The sequence below is a fragment of the Konateibacter massiliensis genome (assembly GCF_900184995.1).
Lineage (GTDB): Bacteria > Bacillota > Clostridia > Lachnospirales > Lachnospiraceae > Lachnotalea > Lachnotalea massiliensis.
The window spans coordinates 2676851-2695087 of sequence record NZ_LT860099.1; the positions used below are offsets into that span (position 1 = coordinate 2676851).

Sequence of the window (18237 nt, forward strand, 5' to 3'; positions counted from 1 at the left end):
TTCCCTTCCAATCTATTTTATGACTTAATTATCTATGGTCTGTAATAAGTCAAAAATTCTTTCCAGCTCATCATTTGAGTAATACTCTATTTCTATTCTTCCCTTATTATTACTCTTTTGATTTATAGTAACTTTTGTCCCTACGATTGATGTTATTTTATCCTCGATATTCTTATAAATGAAATCGTTTTTTATTTCGACTTTTTTCTTCTTTTCTTCTTCCTTATCACTCATAAGTTTTTTTATCAATTTTTCTGTTTCTCTTACACTCAACTTTTCATCGAAGATTCTGTTTGCAAGATGATACTGTAATTCTTTATCCTCAATCGTGATTAAAGTTCTGGCATGTCCTGTCGAAATCTTATCATCAATTACCATCTGCTGAACCCGCTCGTCAAGCTTCAATAATCTTAAAGAGTTTGTGACTGCCGTTCTGCTTTTCGACACTCGCTCCGCTATCTCATCCTGCTTTAAATTAAACTGTTGAATCAATTTCTGATAAGCAATCGCCTCTTCAATCGGATTTAGACTTTCTCTTTGAATATTTTCAATCAAAGCAATTTCCAATACTTCTTCTTCTGTGTATTGTTTTATAATAACAGGAACCTCTTTTAAACCGGCTAGTTTAGCTGCTCTCCATCTTCTCTCACCAGCAATAATTTCATAAAAGTTTTCTCTTTCCTGAACCACCAATGGCTGAATAATACCGAATTGTTTAATCGAATCTGCCAACTCCAACAATGCATCTTCTTCAAAGTTTTTTCTTGGCTGATTTAAATTTGGCTCTATTTTTGTTATCTTTATTTTTTTCTCTACAGGCTTTTCAATTACCTTCTCAATTATCTTGGCATTTTCTTCTTTGATACCTGAATCAGGAATTAAACTATCCAATCCCTTTCCTAATCCCTTTGCTCTTACTGCCATTATTCCTCCTCCTCTCCCCTATTTATTACTTCTTCTGCCAACAGCCTGTAACTTTCCGCACCGGCTGATTTTGCATCATATAAATTGATAGGAAGTCCGTGACTTGGTGCTTCCGCCAATCTTATATTTCTCGGTATAATAGTCTTATAAATAGCTTGTTTTAAGTTTGCTTTTACATTTTCAACTACCTGCAAGGACAAGTTTGTTCTTGCGTCATACATTGTAAATACAACACCTTCTATTTCAAGCTTTGGATTTAATCTGGTTTTCACAAGATTAATTGTTCTAATCAACTGAGACAATCCCTCCAGCGCATAATATTCACACTGTATCGGAACCAGTACGCTATCAGCGGTTGTCATCGCATTTACTGTAAGCATATTAAGAGAAGGAGGACAATCTATAATAATATAATCAAATTCATCCTTGATTTTTTCTACTTCTCTCTTCATGATATACTCTTTGTCTTTAATACCAATCAATTCAATTTCAGCGGCTGCCAAATCCACATTAGATGAAATAACACTCAAACCATCCATAATACTCTTTTGCATGCAATCTCTTATATCACATTGTCCAAGCATCAGTTCATATATTGTATTTTCAATGGAATTCTTGTCTAACCCTAATCCACTGCTTGTATTTCCTTGGGGATCAATGTCTATTGTTAATACTTTTTTACCAAACTCCGCTAAATATGCCGATAAGTTAATTGTTGTTGTTGTCTTACCAACGCCGCCCTTCTGGTTAGCGACCGCAATAATTCTTCCCATTCCAATCCCCCTTTTTCAAAAATAAGTTCACTTTTTTTATTATATCACTTTTCATTTTTATATTCTACATATATTTAAATGTTTCACGTGAAACCTTTGAATATTTTATATAAATAGGACTTTTGGCTTATTTTTTTCATATAAAAAAGAGCTTATCGCTCTTTTTATTTTTATGTTTCACGTGAAACATTATATAACAATAATATTATTTCTAATTGCAAAAACCGCTGCTTGTGTTCTGTCTGCTACCGTTATCTTTTTAAAAATATTAGATACATGATTTTTAACAGTTCTTTCACTAATACTCAATTTTGATGCTATTTCCTTATTAAACATTCCTTCTGCGAGAAGCTTCAAAACTTCAAATTCTCTTTTTGTTAAAGCATCTATTTTTCTCTGGTCTTCATTTCTGTTTATCAGTCTTGAATTTAATAAAGGAGACAACTTTGGTTGAATATAAATTTCACCCTTATTCACAGAATAAATCGCTTTCTTTAATTCATCAGAGGTTGAATCCTTTAGCATGTATCCGTTAATTCCTATGTCTACAGATTTTAACAAATATTCAACTTCATTGTGAATTGTGAGAACAATAACTTTTGTTTCATCTCGTCTGTCTCTCATTATCTTTAATACTTCCAAGCCGTTCATAACCGGCATATTGATATCCAATAACATGACATCAACCTGTGTTTTTTTCAATAACTCCAAACACTGAGCTCCATCTCCAGCCTGCCCGACTACTTTGATTTCTTCATCTAACTCCAATAACTGAATCAGCCCTTCTCTGACCATCACATGGTCATCAACAATCGCAATATTAATTGACATTACTTATCCTCCCTAAAACATTTTGGAACTTTTACATATATTTGTGTTCCCTTATCCTCGCCTGTTTCAAAATTTATCAAACCTGATAGTAAGTATACTCTCTCTCTCATCATCGATAAACCAAATCCAGACTTTGATTCATATACCATATCATTTGTTTTCAAAACTTCAAAACCTTTACCGTTGTCCTTTATATAAACCTCTACACAATCTTGGTTATATACTATTTTTACACAAAATTCAGTAAAATCCGAATGCTTTACTGCATTGTTGCAAGCCTCTTGAATTATTCGTATTAAGGTAATCTGAACAATCTGGTCAACATTGCTGTTATCACCAAGCACATCATATGTAACATTAATTCCATTCTCTTTAATTTTCAGCAATTCTCTCTCTATTATAACATCAATTCCTATATCATCCAATGCCATAGGACGCAAATTATATATAATGTTTCGCATTTCCTCTATAGTACTTCTTATATTGTTTGACATAGACATCAATTCCAATTTTGCTCTGGTAATATCTTGATCCATAATTTTCATAATAAACTCTGACTTATGAATCATGTTCGTTAGCTTTTGAACAACGCTGTCGTGTATATCCCTGGCAATTCTTTTTCTTTCAAATTCCTGACTTCTTAATATCTCTATCTTATAGTCCTCATTTGCCCCACAATTCTTTAAATATCCTCCACAATTTTTATTCTTCATATTATTGATAATATGATCAATCTCCCCAATCCTATTATCTAAGGAACGAATCTTTTCACTAAGTTCCTCATTTTGCTTTGTTATTTTTTTCTCCTCTTCATGTAAATACCTTAGCTTTAAATTAACTTCCTCCAAAGAATAATTAGGATGAAATATATTTTCATTACATGATAAGTCATCTTCTAATAATAACATATTAGATTTTAACTCTAATAATGATTCCATATTTCTTTCCTGCTTTATAATGCAGCTATCTCTTTCGGTCATTAGTTCGCCATACAATTTAATAACAAAACTATTCAATTCGTCAAAAAATTTAAACTCACTATTTTTTATATAATCCTCTTTACTATCCCTCATTTTGAACCTTCCAATTTTCGTAATTTAAGATACACTTCTATTCTACTTCATTTTTCACAATTTTTAAACAAAAATTTGCATTAACTTTTATAAAATTGTAAAATTCTTTATTATTTCCTAAAAATTCCTTAATGTCAAAGGTGTCAAAAGTACTATTTTTCTTTATAGAATTAAAAACAAGATTGCATATCTAAAAATATTATATTATCATATCTTAAACTTTTCGTGAACTAAAAAAATGTATTTGTATATCCTATAATTATGGACTATAATATAGTTAAATCATTTTCACTATATTACAGTTGAAAGGAGCTTTCAATGAAAATTAAAAACAAATTAAAATATGCCATTCTCTTTGGAACCGTAACGGCGTTTTCAATTTCTATTATAAACAAACTAATATATGTATCTGCAACTTTAAAAAATAACCTTTCTCCGGCAAAAGGTAAATATTATAATTGGAGATTTGGAAAGGTCTTTTATACAAAGCAGGGTACAGGCTCTCCCCTTTTATTGATTCATGATTTGGACGTTTGTTCCTCCTCATCGGAATGGAGAGAAGTTGTTAAAAAATTATCAATCAACCATACTGTTTATACACTTGATTTGCTTGGCTGTGGTTTATCAGATAAGCCTTATTTGACCTATACGAATTATTTATATGTTCAATTAATTTCAGATTTTATAAAAAATGTAATCGGCCACAAGACGGATGTAATTGCAAGCGGATTTTCCTCTTCCTTTACCATTATGGCCTGTCATAATGACTCAAGTCTCTTTCACAAAATTATGCTTGTGAATCCTGATGACTTGCTTCAATCCAACTTTGCACCGAGCAAAAAAAGTATGGCACTCAAAATACTTTTTGACTCTCCTATTATTGGAACCTTAATTTACAATATTATCTTCTCAAAAAATAATGTGAGAAGCAGCCTGCTTGAAAAGCTTCACTCCTCATCCGGCAAAACAATTCTTTACCTAGATGAATTTTATGAAGCTGCCCATCTTCAAAATTGTCAGGGTAAATACCTGTTTGCAAGTATGAAGGGCCGTTATACAAATGTTAATATTATACATGCTTTGAAAGAAATTAATAACAGCATCTACATTGTTGCCGGTAATAATCAAGATAAGATTAAAATTAGAATTGAAAATTACTCCTACTACAATCCTTCTGTCGAAAGCTTTTTTGTCACAGATACAAGAAATTATCCTCATATTGAAAAACCAAGTGTTTTTCTTGAGCAAGTAAATATATTTTTTGATAATTAAAAACAGCCAAGTCTCTAAATTATTTAATCATAAGAGACTTGGCTGTTTTACACTCTATTCACCGATTGGATTCTTCGTCGGAACTCCTGCTTTTCTTGGATACATCTTCGGGGTGGATTTTTCTTTCCTTATAATAACGAAAGCACGCTCAATATCTGAGTTTGGCAGATTAAAATACACCTCATTCTCTATCTTTCCTCCCAATACATGAATTGCTTTTTTGGAGGCCACAAGTTCTTCTTCTATCTTTCCGGATTTATATGGGACAAAGCTTCCCTTTACCTTCACATAAGGCAGACAATATTCCGCTAGAGAAGCAAGATTCGCAACTGCTCTGGAAACGCATAAATCAAAGCCCTCTCTGTACTCTTTATCATGCGAAAAATCTTCCGCCCGCCCGTGAATCGTTTTTATTTTTTCTAAGTTAAGATTCTGAATCACTTCATTCAAAAAATTAATACGTTTATTCAGAGAATCTAACAAAACCACCTCAATATGAGGAAATACTATCTTTAACGGGATTCCCGGAAAACCGGCTCCTGTTCCTATATCAATTAAACGAATCTTTTTATTCATATCAACAGCCTTAACAATTGATAAACTATCTATAAAATGCTTTTGTATTACCTCATCAAACTCCGTAATAGCAGTTAGATTCATTACCTTATTCCATTCCACCAAAATCTCATAATAAGAAATAAATTGATTTATCTGGATCTCATCAAGCTCTATTCCTAGATTTTGAATGCCCTCTTTAAACTTTTCAATATTATAATCCATATTAACCTCTCTTATTTATGATTTCTCAATTGCTCCAGATAGACAAGCAGAACTGATATATCTGCCGGGGTAACACCGGATATACGGGAAGCCTGTCCAATGGAAACCGGCTTAAACAAATTAAGCTTCTGTCTTGCCTCAATTCGAAGTCCGCTTATAACATCATAATCAAAATTTTCGGGAATCCTTTTCTTTTCAATCTTCTTAAACTGTTCTACCTGCTTTAGCTGTCTCTTGATATATCCCTCATATTTTATAGTTATGTTAACCTGTTCCGTCACCTTCTCATCGAGCTCTATCCTATCCTTATCAATAGGAGCAATCACATCATAAGATAACTCCGGTCTTTTTACCAATTCAGCTAAATCCGTTCCTGAGTTTAATGGAGTACTCTCATATCTCTCCAGTAAATCCTGAACCTCCTTGGAAGTTCCTACAAAAGTATTTTCCAGTCTTTTTATTTCCTTTTCAATTTCCTCTTCCATCCGCATTACACGTTCATATTGCTCATCATTTACCAAACCTGCCTTGTGCCCGGTCTTTGACAAACGAAATACAGCATTATCCTGACGAAGCAGCAATCGATATTCTGCTCTGGAGGTCATCATTCTGTACGGCTCCCTATTTTCCTTTGTTACCAAATCATCAATCAGTACACCAATATATGCCTCAGAACGATCTAATATAATCATTTCTCTTCCCAATGTCTTAAGCGCTGCATTGATACCGGCTATCAAGCCCTGTGCGGCAGCTTCCTCATAACCGGAGCTTCCGTTAAACTGTCCGCCGCTGAATAATCCCTCAATCTCTTTAAATTCCAATGTAGGATTCAATTGTCTCGGATTAATGCAATCATATTCAATTGCGTAAGCATTTTTAACAATTTTAGCATTTTCCAATCCTGCAACACTTTGATACATTCTATATTGAACATCCTCCGGCAGGGAGCTTGACATGCCTCCTACATACATTTCGTTTGTATATAGGCCCTCCGGCTCCAAAAATACCTGATGTCTGTTCTTATCTGCAAATTTTACAACCTTATCCTCAATGGACGGACAGTATCTTGGTCCTGTTCCCTCAATAATTCCCGCATAAATAGGGGATCGGTCTAAATTGGCTCTTATAATCTCATGTGTTTCTTCATTCGTGTAAGTCAGCCAACAGGATTCTTGCTTAATCTGCACATCTTCGGCATTTGTGGAAAAGGAAAACGGAACGACCCTCTCATCTCCAAACTGCTCCTCCATCTTTGTAAAATCAATGGAGCGCCTGTCTATTCTTGCCGGTGTACCGGTTTTAAAGCGATACATCTCAATACCGTTTTTCTTTAACGAATCAGACAGATAATTTGCTGACTGAAGGCCGTTTGGTCCGGTATAGTTAATGACTTCTCCATAAAGGCATCTTGCATTCAGGTAAGTTCCGGTGCATAAAATAACGGATTTACAGTTATACAAGGCTCCTGAAAATGTCTTTATTCCTGTAATTTTCTTGTCTTCCACAACAATTTCGGCTACCTCTGCCTGCCTGATTGTCAAATGCTCTGTATTTTCCAATACCTGACGCATACGTCTGCTGTATTCCGCCTTATCTGCCTGTGCACGTAGAGAATGAACAGCCGGACCTTTGGATTTGTTCAGCATTTTGGATTGAATAAATGTCTTGTCAATATTTTTGCCCATCTCACCGCCTAAAGCGTCAATTTCTCTAACTAAGTGTCCCTTAGAACTTCCGCCTATATTCGGATTACACGGCATGAGTGCAATACTTTCCACATTTACTGTAAATAAAATGGTCTCAAGACCTAATCTGGAACAGGCAAGAGCAGCCTCACAGCCTGCATGACCTCCCCCAACAACGACAATATCATAATTCTCAACTAATGCTGACATTTCCTATATCTCCTTTAATATAAACACAAAGCATCACTTTCCCATGCAGAATTTACTAAATATTTGATTCACCAAATCATCTTCCATTGCCTCACCGATAACCTGTCCCAAACTCTCATAGGCATCCATCAAATCAATGGAATAAAAATCCTCCGGCATGTCATCCATAATACTGTTTTTAACTAGTTTAAGACTCTCAAAAGCGTTTGAAATCAATGATTTTTGACGTATATTTGTAATATATACCTCATCATTTAATTCCACAGTTCCCTTTATAAACATATTTTGAATGGTTTTCTCCAACAAATCAATCCCTTTATTTTCCTTCACCGAAACCGGGATAACAAAATTCTCTGTCTTTTTTATCAACATATCTTCTGTCGTAACCATATCCAAATCTGTCTTATTTAAAATAATAACCGCTTTTCTGCCTTTCAACATCTCAATAATCTGCTCATCATTCTCATCTAACTTAGTGGAGGAATCAACTACATATATAATCAAATCCGCATCGTTTGCGTATTGAATTGATTTCTCAACACCTATTTTCTCCACCACATCATCGGTATCCCTGATTCCGGCAGTATCTATAATATTTAAACTGACGCCGCGCAGATTAATATTTTCCTCTATAATATCTCTCGTTGTACCCGCAATATTGGTTACAATCGCTCTATCCTCACCTACTAAATGATTCAAAAGCGAGGATTTTCCTACGTTTGGCTTTCCTACAATGACAGTCTTAATTCCTTCTTTTAAAATCTTACCGTCATCTGCTCTCTCAAGCAGCTGTTCCAATTCCTGCATTACCTCATCAACCACTACGGTAAGTTCGTCACTATAACCATCCAGACTAATATGCTCCGGATCATCCAATGCCGATTCGATAAACGCAATATGGTAAATCAAACGCTCTCTTATATTTTTAATTTTACTTTGAACGGAACCCTTTAACTGATTCAGAGAGTTTTTTAATGCAAAATTATTTTTTGAATTAATTACATCTATGACTGCCTCCGCCTGTGACAAATCGATTCTTCCGTTTAAAAAAGCTCTCTTTGTAAACTCACCGGGTTCTGCACATCTCGCACCGTTTTTAATAACTGTCTCCAATACCCTTTGAACAACAAGTATTCCACCGTGACAGTCTATTTCCACGCTGTCCTCCCTTGTATAACTGTTTGGTCCCTTCATCAGAACTACCATGACCTCATCAATCATCTCATCTCCATCATAAATATGTCCATAATGGATTGTATGGGTATCAACTTCAGACAGCTTCTTATTCTTTTTTGCCGATTTAAAAATTTTATCTACAATCTCAACGGCATTCTCTCCGCTTACACGGACAATGCCGATTCCTGAGTTACTCATCGCCGTTGCTATCGCAGCAATCGTATCCCACTTCATCTTTTTTTCTTCAACTCCTTTAAATTTCCTATGATAGACGAATAGGAACAGTCAAAAAGACTGTCCCCATTTTTAATCACTATTTTAATGTAACTACAACTCTTCTATACGGCTCTTCGCCTTCACTATGAGTCACAACATATCTATCATTTTGTAATGCGGAATGAATTACTCTTCTCTCATATGGATTCATAGGCTCCAATGAAACAGGACGCTTTGTCCTCTTCACCTTATAGGAAATATTCTTCGCTAAGGTCTCAAGTGTCTCTTTTCTTCTTTTCCTATAATTTTCCGTATCCAATTTAACTCTTAAATAGTTATCACTATTTTTATTTGCAACTAAGCTGATTAAATATTGAAGTGAATCAAGTGTTTGTCCTCTTTTTCCGATTAAAACACCCATCTCATCACCCTTTAATTCAACATCAAGACTATTATTTGCTTCGTCAAGATTAATGATTACCTCAACCTTCATATTCATTTTGTCGAATACGTTATCCAAAAATTCTCTTACATAATCTTCAAGCGTAAATTTTCTTCTTGCCTGAATAACAGCGGGTTTACTGTTAAATCCTAAAAATCCTGAACTACCTTTTTCAAGTACTTCATATTCAATCATATCACTGGTAGTTTCAAGCTTAATTAACGCCTCTGTTATTGCGTCATCAACTGTCTTTGCGGAAAACTTGATATAATCCATTCCAATTACCCCCTATTTCGTATTCTTTTCGTTATATTGCTTTACCAAATTGGCTTTATCTTTTATGCTTCCCGGTTTTACATTATAGTTTGTCTGACCGGTAGCTTTGCCTTCTCCTTGTTTTTTATCATTCGTATCTTTTTTAGCAGTACTTTCAATGTTTTTAACATTTGTTTTTGCTGCCGCAGAAATCTGAGGAAGTCCCTGCTTCTCTCTCTTTTTGCTTGCTTTTTCCATATTCTTCTTAATCAAATCATCAAGATCAATGGTATCCATATATTTATTAATAACTAACTGCTGGATACAACGAAATACCGAACCTGCAATCCAGTATAAACCAAGACCTACCGGGAATGTAAATGTCATTACTGCTGACATAATCGGCATCATCAGGTTCATTGTTTTCATAGAATTCATCATTGGATTCTGCTCACCATTTACAGGTGCTGCAGGCTGTGGCATAAGCTTAACGTTAATCCACTGTGTTAAACCAGATAATACCGGAATTAAAACCGCAACAATAAATGCAAGAGGTACTATACTGCTTGTTAAAATATAAGTAATCGGTGAATCGGATATATTAATAACACCTAAAAAGCTGTTCATATGAGACATTTTAGCTGATGTTTCAGATATAACCGAACTTAAATCAGGAAACTGAGATGTTAAGTGTGTCCAATCCGATGTATCAAATTTATATAAAACATCAATAAGCGTATTAGCCTGTGTATAATCATATTTATCCGGGCTAATCATCTTCTCTTCCCCAATTTTCTGCATAATCGTCAGATAGTTAGGGTCTGCCATAATTCCTTGTACTAATGCACTGTAAGTATCCTTTATACTGCTTACATAAGCCGGGATATTATAAATAACCCGATAAAGAGCAAACAAAATAGGCATCTGAATAATAAGCTGTAAACAGCCTCCCGTTGGAGAAGTACCATATTTTTCATAAATAGCCTTTGTTTCCTCATTCATTGCCAGCATGGACTGCTGGTCCTTTTTATCTTTATACTTTTTCTGAATCGCCTGAATCTCAGGATTCATTTTTGCAGAGAGCTTGGAAAACTTCTGCTGCTTTATCGTCAATGGCATCATTAACATGTATACAATGAAAGTAAATAATATAATACAAAGTCCAATATTTTCTATATGAAATGTATTGCTTAAAAAAACAAAAATCGCATTCATGAGCCATCCAAGGACTCTTGCTACCTCACCAATAACAGGTGTTCCAGTCTGTGTTGCCAATATACCAATCACTTAATATCCTCCTTAATTTACGGGACAGGGTCATAACCGCCTTTTGCAAACGGATTACATCTTAATATTCTTTTGCAAGTCAAATAGGTTCCCTTTAATGCACCATACTTTTCAATTGCTTCCAATCCATACTGGGAACATGTCGGAGTATAAATACAATGACTGTACAATTGAAGTGGTGATATATACTTCTTATATAATTTTATTAACCAAATTAATATTTTTTTCATTCTTATCATCTCTTTACAATGTTGTGAATTTTTCCCAAATGTAATAAAGAACCCTGAATTTCACTAAAACCTTTTTCTCTCGCCGCTACTCGGATTACAATTACAATATCTAAACCTGTCTGAAACTTCTCCTCGTTTAATCTGTAACTTTCTCTTACCAATCTTGTCAGTCTGTGTCTGACCACGCTATTTCCTACTTTTTTACTAACGGATATTCCGATTCTGTTACCCTCTGTATGATTCTCTAACACATACATAACCAAATGCTTGTTGGCATAAGAACTTCCTTTTTTATATATCAGTTGAAAGTCCTTATTTTTCTTCACACTCTCAGAAAACTTCATTCTTTTTCCAATCCAATCTACAGCTACTGCAGATAGAAGAAAAGGCCACAAATTTGCGGCCTACGCTGATAATCTTTTTCTTCCTTTTGCACGTCTTGCTGCTAATACTTTTCTTCCGCCTGGAGTACTCATTCTAGCTCTAAAACCATGAACTTTTGATCTTTGTCTTTTTTTAGGTTGAAATGTCATTTTCATAATATGGGGCACCTCCTTTATATAATCGAATGTTAAAAAACATTATTCTAATTATATTCAATAAACTAGTCCACGTCAAGTAAATACAAATATTTTTTGAATAAATTTTTATTTCCAATTTTTCAACACATCATTTTTATCCATATTGATTTACATAATATTTATCCACATAATGTGTATAACTTGTGGAAAACTTTTTCTATTCCTGTGAATAACTTGTCCATAAATTACTCTTTTACTGTATTTTAGCATGTTGATAGTGTTAATTAACTTATCCATTTATAAACACAAACCCTATGTTCGGTGTTAAAAACTTGTTTACCTAATGTGAATTAATATGATTTAGTATTTTTTTTCGATTGATAAATTATTTATTTTAGTTTAATATAGAGTAGAGGCAGTTTGTTGCTATACAGCCGAAAGCTGGATAGTAACATTATTTTACTTTATAAGGCAGGGAGATTAGAAATGGATTTAATACTAGAAAAATGGGAAGACATATTGGATCAGGTACGCCAAGAACATGAATTAACCGATATTTCATTTAAGACATGGCTCTTACCTTTGAGAGTACATACCGTGCAAAACAACACGGTTATTATTGTTGTACCTTTAGAAAATGCTGCTCTTTCCTATATTAATAATAAATATGCGCTTCCTTTAAAGGTAGCAATTGCAGAGGCGACAGGCGTTGAATATAATATTGAATTTATATTAGAAAAAAATATAGAGAAATCAGAAATCAAAGCTCCTGCCAAACCTAATCTCAATCAAAATGTTGAAAAAGCTAATCTCAATCCTAGATATACATTTGATACTTTTGTCGTAGGCGGAAATAACAGTTTTGCACATGCAGCTTCCCTGGCTGTTGCCGAATCTCCCGGAGAGGTTTACAACCCTCTTTTCTTATATGGAGGGGTTGGACTTGGAAAAACGCATTTAATGCATTCCATTGCACACTTTATTTTGCAGCAAAATCCTGAAGCAAAAGTATTGTACGTGACGAGTGAATTTTTTACCAACGAGCTGATTGAGGCAATTCGAAACGGTAATAACACAGCAATGAGCAAATTCAGGGAAAAATATAGAAGCATTGATGTTTTGCTTATCGACGACGTGCAGTTTATCATCGGTAAGGAAAGTACACAGGAAGAATTCTTCCACACGTTCAATGATCTTCACGGAGCTAAAAAGCAAATTATACTTTCCAGTGATAAACCTCCAAAGGACATGGAAACTTTGGAAGCCAGACTTCGTTCTCGTTTTGAATGGGGACTTATCGCTGACATATCTTCCCCTGATTATGAAACACGTATGGCAATTCTTCGTAAAAAAGAGGAACTCGACGGCTATAACATTGATGATGAAGTAATTAAATACATCGCTACTAACATTAAATCCAATATTCGAGAATTGGAAGGAGCTTTAAATAAATTAATTGCCTGTGCAAAGCTTGAAAAAAAAGAAATCAACGTTGAGCTTGCAGAAAGTGCTCTTCAGGATATTATTTCACCGGATGCACCAAAAGAGATAACCCCTCAGTTAATTATCAATACAGTTGCAGAACATTACAATATATCTCCGACTGACTTGGCATCCACAAAAAGAAATGCCGAAATTGTACTTCCAAGACAAATTGCGATGTACCTGTGCAGAGAAATGACAAGCACTCCACTGAAAACAATCGGAGGCTTCCTTGGCAAAAAGGATCATACTACCGTCATTCACGGCTCAGAAAAAATATCAAACGAAGTAAAGACAAATGAATCACTCAGTAACGCTATTGATATCATCAAGAAAAAAATTAACCCTAATTAAGAAATTTAAGGATGTTATAAACAATTTTTAACAGTTATGCACAATTTTTGTTTATAACCTGTTAGAAATGTGTTTATATGTTTGATTTTTCTAATCTTATGTTTATTTTTTACTTTTTATACATGATATATTAAACGGTTTTTAACATAGTTATCATTCATCTAATCTCATGATAATTATTAAGCTTTTAAGGGTTATTCACTTTTTAACACCCTCTATTATTAAGACTACTAATTTATTTCATAATTATTTAATACAAAATCCAGAGAGGAGTTATTCACACAATGAAAATAGTATGTACAAAATCTGATTTATTACATGGTGTCAATATCGTATCTAAGGCAGTTCCATCCAAGACAACAATGGCAATACTGGAATGTATTCTGATTGATGCCTCCACAAATGAAATCAAACTCACAGCAAATGATATGGAGCTTGGAATCGAGACAAAAATAGAAGGCAATATAGTAGAAAAAGGAATCATAGCCTTGGATGCCAAAATTTTTACCGATATCGTAAGAAAGCTTCCTGACAATGATGTAACAATAGAGACAGATGCTACATTAAAGACAATCATCACCTGTGAAAAAGCAAAATTTAATATTGTAGGTAAATCAGGAGAGGATTTTTCTTATTTACCTTATATAGAAAAGGATTATTTTATTTCCATTTCACAATTCACCTTAAAAGAAGTAATCAGACAGACAATTTTCTCTATTGCAGATAATGAGAATAATAAGCTGATGACAGGTGAACTGATTGATATAAGAGAGGATGAGATGAAGGTTGTCTCCTTGGACGGCCATCGTATTTCTATCCGTAATATCAAATTAAAGGAAAGCTATGACAACAAGAAGGTTGTTGTTCCTGGCAAAACATTAATAGAGATCAGTAAAATATTAAGCGGTGATATGGAAACTGAGGTAAAGCTCTTCTTTACCGATAAACATATTGTATTTGAATTTGACAGGACAACGGTTGTATCCCGTCTGATAGAAGGTGAGTACTTCAAAATTGAACAGATGCTCACAAATGATTATGAGACAAAGGTAAAAATAAATAAAAAAGAATTGTTAAACTCCATAGACAGAGCGACCCTTCTTGTAAAGGAAGGAGATAAGAAGCCGATTATCATTAATGTAAATGATGAAAAGATGGAGCTTAAAATCAATTCTTTTATTGGATCAATGAATGAGGATATCGATATTACAAAAGAGGGCAAGGATATTTTAATCGGCTTTAACCCTAAGTTTTTAATTGATGCACTTCGTGTTATCGATGATGAGGATATTGATGTTTATTTTGTAAATCCAAAAGCACCTTGTTTTATCAAAGATGAAGAGGAAAAATATACGTATTTAATTTTACCTGTAAACTTTAATTCCGCAGCGAATTAAAAATAAAGTTATGTAAACCATAAAAGAAGGCGGTACTATGGAAATTGTATTGAGAGATGAATATATTAAATTAGGACAGGCTTTAAAGGCGGCAGGTCTTGTAGAATCCGGCGTTATGGCAAAGGATGTTATAGCGGAGGGGCTTGTAAAGGTGAATGGTGAAGTGGAATACCAAAGAGGTAAGAAACTGCATGACGGAGACATTGTTTCCTTTGACGGCGAAGAAATTAAAATAAAGGCTTAATGAAACAGTTGGTGTAAAATGATTATTAAATCACTAAAGCTTGCAGATTTTAGAAATTATGATGAGCTGGATATTTCCTTTGATGAAGGAACCAATATTTTATATGGGGATAACGCCCAGGGAAAGACAAATATACTGGAAGCTATTTATTTGTGCGGAACGTCCAAATCTTATAAGAGCAGCAAGGATAGAGAAATTATTAAATTTGAGCGGGATGAAGCACATATCCGAAGTATTATATTAAAAAATGATATTGAGTATAAGATAGATATTCATCTCAAAAAAAATAAAACAAAGGGAATTGCAATCAACGGAATACCAATAAAGAGAGCAAGCGAGCTTTTTGGTATTGTTAATTTTGTGTTTTTTTCTCCGGAGGATTTGAATATTATTAAAAATGGACCTTCTGAACGGAGAAGATTTGTTGACTTAGAGTTATGTCAACTAGATAAAATCTATTTATACCATTTAACCAAGTATAATAAAATATTGAACCAGAGAAACAAACTGTTAAAGGATATTCCTTTTCAGAGGAGCCTGCAGGATACGTTGTCTGTATGGGATTTGCAATTGGCGGAATATGGTATTAAAATTATAGAGAGGCGAAGGGAATTTATTGAACAGCTCAATGAAATTATTTTAGGCGTTCATAAAAAGCTTTCGGGAGGAAAGGAAGAATTATTCATCGAATACGAGGAAAATGTAAAGGAAGATGAATTTTTATTCCTTTTGGAAAAAAATATAGAAAAAGATATCAAGTTAAAGACAACATCGGTAGGCCCCCATAGGGATGATTTGAATTTCCTGATTAAGAACGTTGACATAAGAAAATACGGCTCTCAGGGACAGCAAAGAACCGCGGCACTTTCCTTAAAGCTATCGGAGATTGAACTGGTGGAAAAAATAATAAAGGAAAAGCCTATTTTATTGCTGGACGATGTACTGTCTGAATTGGATTCAAACAGGCAAAACTATTTATTGAACAATATCAGTAATACACAGACATTGATTACTTGTACCGGTTTGGATGAATTTATTAATAATCGATTTTGTATTGATAAAGTATACAAGGTAAAAGAAGGTATGGTAATCTCAGAAAATTAGTATTTAGGGTTATTTAATTAGCGGTAGCCACTTAGAAAGGAGTTTAGCATGAGTGCTGAATACGGAGCAGATCAAATACAGATATTGGAGGGACTGGAAGCAGTTAGAAAGCGACCGGGTATGTATATTGGAAGTACATCAACAAGAGGACTCCACCACTTGGTATACGAAATTGTAGACAATGCGGTGGATGAGGCACTTGCAGGATACTGTGATACGATTGATGTAACGATTAACAACGACAATTCCATTACCGTTATTGATAACGGACGTGGTATACCGGTAGGTATTAATCATAAAGCAGGAATTCCTGCTGTTGAGGTTGTTTTTACGATTCTTCATGCCGGCGGAAAATTCGGCGGTGGAGGATATAAGGTATCCGGCGGATTGCATGGCGTTGGTGCTTCAGTCGTAAATGCTTTGTCAGAGTGGCTTGAAGTAACAATATACAGTGAAGGAAAGATTTACAGACAGCGCTATGAGAGGGGACATGTTGTCTATAAATTAAAGACAATCGGTGAATGTGAGCCTGAAAAGACAGGTACGATGGTAAGCTTTTTACCGGATAAGCAGATTTTTGAGGAAACTGTCTATGACTATGAGGTATTAAAGACAAGACTTCGCGAGATGGCTTTCCTGACAAAGAGTTTAAAAATAATACTGAGAGACGACAGAGAAGAACCTCAGAAAATGAAGGAATTTCATTATGACGGAGGTATTAAGGAGTTTGTCAGCTACTTAAATAAAAGTAAGACAGGGCTTTATGATGATATTATTTACTGTGAAGGCTCTAAGGATAACGTATACGTTGAGGTTGCGATGCAGCATAACGATTCTTATACGGAAAGTGCTTACAGCTTTGTAAATAATATTAATACACCTGAGGGAGGAACCCATTTAGCGGGATTTCGTAATGCACTGACGAAGACCTTCAATGACTACGCAAGGTCAGCAAAGCTGTTAAAGGACAACGAGACAAACCTGTCCGGTGAGGATATCAGAGAAGGTTTAACCGCAATTGTAAGTATCAAGGTTGAGAATCCTCAGTTTGAAGGACAGACAAAGCAAAAGCTCGGTAACAGCGAAGCGCGTGGTGCTGTTGACGGTATTGTGAGTGAGCAGCTTACTTATTATCTGGAACAGAATCCTCAGGTTGCAAAAATTATTCTGGAAAAATCCATTATGGCGCAGCGAGCAAGAGAAGCGGCAAGAAAAGCAAGAGATTTGACCAGAAGAAAAACCGCTTTGGAGGGTATGGCTCTCCCGGGAAAACTGGCAGACTGTTCCGATAAGGATCCAAAAAATTGCGAAATTTACATCGTTGAGGGAGATTCCGCCGGTGGAAGTGCAAAGACCGCACGTTCCAGAAATACGCAGGCTATTCTTCCGCTTCGAGGAAAAATATTGAATGTGGAGAAGGCGCGTCTTGACAAAATCTATTCCAATGCGGAAATTAAGGCGATGATTACTGCATTCGGAACGGGAATTCACGATGATTTTGATATCACAAAGCTTCGTTATCATAAAATTATCATTATGACAGATGCCGACGTAGACGGTGCTCATATCAGTACTTTATTATTAACCTTTTTATATCGTTTTATGCCGGAGCTTATCAAAGAAGGCCATGTGTATTTGGCACAGCCTCCTCTTTATAAAGTTGAGAAGAATAAAAAAGTATGGTACGCATATGATGATGCAGAGTTAAGCCGCATTTTATTGGAAATCGGCAGAGATACGAACAATAAAATACAGCGTTACAAAGGTCTTGGAGAGATGGATGCAGAGCAGCTTTGGGAGACGACAATGGATCCGGAGCGGAGAATCCTTTTGAAAGTTACAATGGACGAAGAATCAGCTACAGAGGTTGATTTGACTTTTACAACACTCATGGGCGATAAAGTAGAGCCAAGACGTGAATTTATAGAAACTAACGCAAAATATGTTAAAAATCTGGATATCTAAATAAAAAGGTTTTGAA

18 protein-coding genes are annotated in these 18237 nt (G+C 34.8%); 6 read left to right on the forward strand and 12 right to left on the reverse strand.

The window, feature by feature from the left end; translation table 11 throughout:
- Positions 1–24 precede the first annotated feature (24 nt).
- The 4 genes from CTY48_RS17875 to CTY48_RS17890 all read right to left on the reverse strand — a co-directional run bounded on the left by CTY48_RS17875 (position 25) and on the right by CTY48_RS17890 (position 3601).
- A complete protein-coding gene (locus CTY48_RS17875; RefSeq protein WP_099469805.1) occupies positions 25–924 on the reverse strand; it encodes a ParB/RepB/Spo0J family partition protein in 900 nt (299 codons plus the stop codon).
- Positions 924–1697, reverse strand: a complete 774-nt coding sequence (locus CTY48_RS17880) for a ParA family protein (RefSeq protein ID WP_099469806.1) — start codon at positions 1695–1697, stop codon at positions 924–926. Before CTY48_RS17880 ends, CTY48_RS17875 begins: the two co-directional genes overlap by 1 nt.
- A 189-nt stretch (positions 1698–1886) precedes the next feature.
- The gene (locus CTY48_RS17885; RefSeq protein WP_099469807.1) at positions 1887–2528 is read right to left on the reverse strand and encodes a response regulator; all 642 of its coding nucleotides are present in this window, start codon (positions 2526–2528) and stop codon (positions 1887–1889) included.
- Positions 2528–3601 (reverse strand): sensor histidine kinase, encoded by a 1074-nt coding sequence (locus tag CTY48_RS17890; RefSeq protein ID WP_099469808.1) that lies wholly within the window; start codon positions 3599–3601, stop codon positions 2528–2530. Before CTY48_RS17890 ends, CTY48_RS17885 begins: the two co-directional genes overlap by 1 nt.
- 318 nt (positions 3602–3919) lie before the next feature.
- Here CTY48_RS17890 and CTY48_RS17895 point away from each other — a divergent pair, with 318 nt between their 5' ends.
- Positions 3920–4873, forward strand: a complete 954-nt coding sequence (locus CTY48_RS17895; protein WP_099469809.1) for an alpha/beta fold hydrolase — start codon at positions 3920–3922, stop codon at positions 4871–4873.
- A 54-nt stretch (positions 4874–4927) separates the two neighbouring features.
- On the opposite strand, the gene rsmG is transcribed toward CTY48_RS17895, so the two are convergent.
- The 8 genes from rsmG to rpmH form a co-directional block, all read right to left on the reverse strand.
- Positions 4928–5653, reverse strand: a complete 726-nt coding sequence (gene rsmG, locus CTY48_RS17900; protein ID WP_099469810.1) for a 16S rRNA (guanine(527)-N(7))-methyltransferase RsmG — start codon at positions 5651–5653, stop codon at positions 4928–4930.
- Between the two features lie 11 nt (positions 5654–5664).
- Entirely contained in the window at positions 5665–7548 is a 1884-nt protein-coding gene (gene mnmG / locus CTY48_RS17905; protein ID WP_099469811.1) for a tRNA uridine-5-carboxymethylaminomethyl(34) synthesis enzyme MnmG, read from the reverse strand.
- A 33-nt stretch (positions 7549–7581) separates the two neighbouring features.
- Complete coding sequence (mnmE, locus tag CTY48_RS17910) at positions 7582–8958, reverse strand: tRNA uridine-5-carboxymethylaminomethyl(34) synthesis GTPase MnmE (protein ID WP_099469812.1); 1377 nt, start codon at positions 8956–8958, stop codon at positions 7582–7584.
- A 79-nt stretch (positions 8959–9037) separates the two neighbouring features.
- Entirely contained in the window at positions 9038–9658 is a 621-nt protein-coding gene (gene jag, locus CTY48_RS17915; protein ID WP_099469813.1) for an RNA-binding cell elongation regulator Jag/EloR, read from the reverse strand.
- A 12-nt stretch (positions 9659–9670) separates the two neighbouring features.
- The gene (locus tag CTY48_RS17920) at positions 9671–10924 is read right to left on the reverse strand and encodes a YidC/Oxa1 family membrane protein insertase (protein ID WP_099469814.1); all 1254 of its coding nucleotides are present in this window, start codon (positions 10922–10924) and stop codon (positions 9671–9673) included.
- Positions 10925–10941: 17 nt separating this feature from the next.
- Positions 10942–11154, reverse strand: coding sequence for a membrane protein insertion efficiency factor YidD (yidD, locus tag CTY48_RS17925; protein ID WP_180272778.1), 213 nt, complete (start codon positions 11152–11154; stop codon positions 10942–10944).
- A gap of 5 nt (positions 11155–11159) precedes the next feature.
- A complete protein-coding gene (gene rnpA, locus CTY48_RS17930) occupies positions 11160–11498 on the reverse strand; it encodes a ribonuclease P protein component (RefSeq protein WP_099469816.1) in 339 nt (112 codons plus the stop codon).
- Between the two features lie 60 nt (positions 11499–11558).
- Positions 11559–11693: a 50S ribosomal protein L34 gene (gene rpmH, locus CTY48_RS17935; RefSeq protein ID WP_016280107.1), complete on the reverse strand. Its 135-nt coding sequence runs from the start codon at positions 11691–11693 to the stop codon at positions 11559–11561.
- Between the two features lie 468 nt (positions 11694–12161).
- Between rpmH and dnaA the strand changes: the two genes are divergently transcribed.
- The 5 genes from dnaA to gyrB all read left to right on the forward strand — a co-directional run bounded on the left by dnaA (position 12162) and on the right by gyrB (position 18221).
- Positions 12162–13511: a chromosomal replication initiator protein DnaA gene (dnaA, locus tag CTY48_RS17940; RefSeq protein WP_099469817.1), complete on the forward strand. Its 1350-nt coding sequence runs from the start codon at positions 12162–12164 to the stop codon at positions 13509–13511.
- 284 nt (positions 13512–13795) lie between these two features.
- Complete coding sequence (gene dnaN / locus CTY48_RS17945; protein ID WP_099469818.1) at positions 13796–14908, forward strand: DNA polymerase III subunit beta; 1113 nt, start codon at positions 13796–13798, stop codon at positions 14906–14908.
- Between the two features lie 37 nt (positions 14909–14945).
- Positions 14946–15152, forward strand: coding sequence for an RNA-binding S4 domain-containing protein (locus tag CTY48_RS17950; RefSeq protein ID WP_099469819.1), 207 nt, complete (start codon positions 14946–14948; stop codon positions 15150–15152).
- 18 nt (positions 15153–15170) lie between these two features.
- Positions 15171–16256: a DNA replication/repair protein RecF gene (gene recF / locus CTY48_RS17955; RefSeq protein ID WP_099469820.1), complete on the forward strand. Its 1086-nt coding sequence runs from the start codon at positions 15171–15173 to the stop codon at positions 16254–16256.
- A 48-nt stretch (positions 16257–16304) separates the two neighbouring features.
- Complete coding sequence (gyrB, locus tag CTY48_RS17960; protein ID WP_099469821.1) at positions 16305–18221, forward strand: DNA topoisomerase (ATP-hydrolyzing) subunit B; 1917 nt, start codon at positions 16305–16307, stop codon at positions 18219–18221.
- Positions 18222–18237 lie beyond the last annotated feature (16 nt).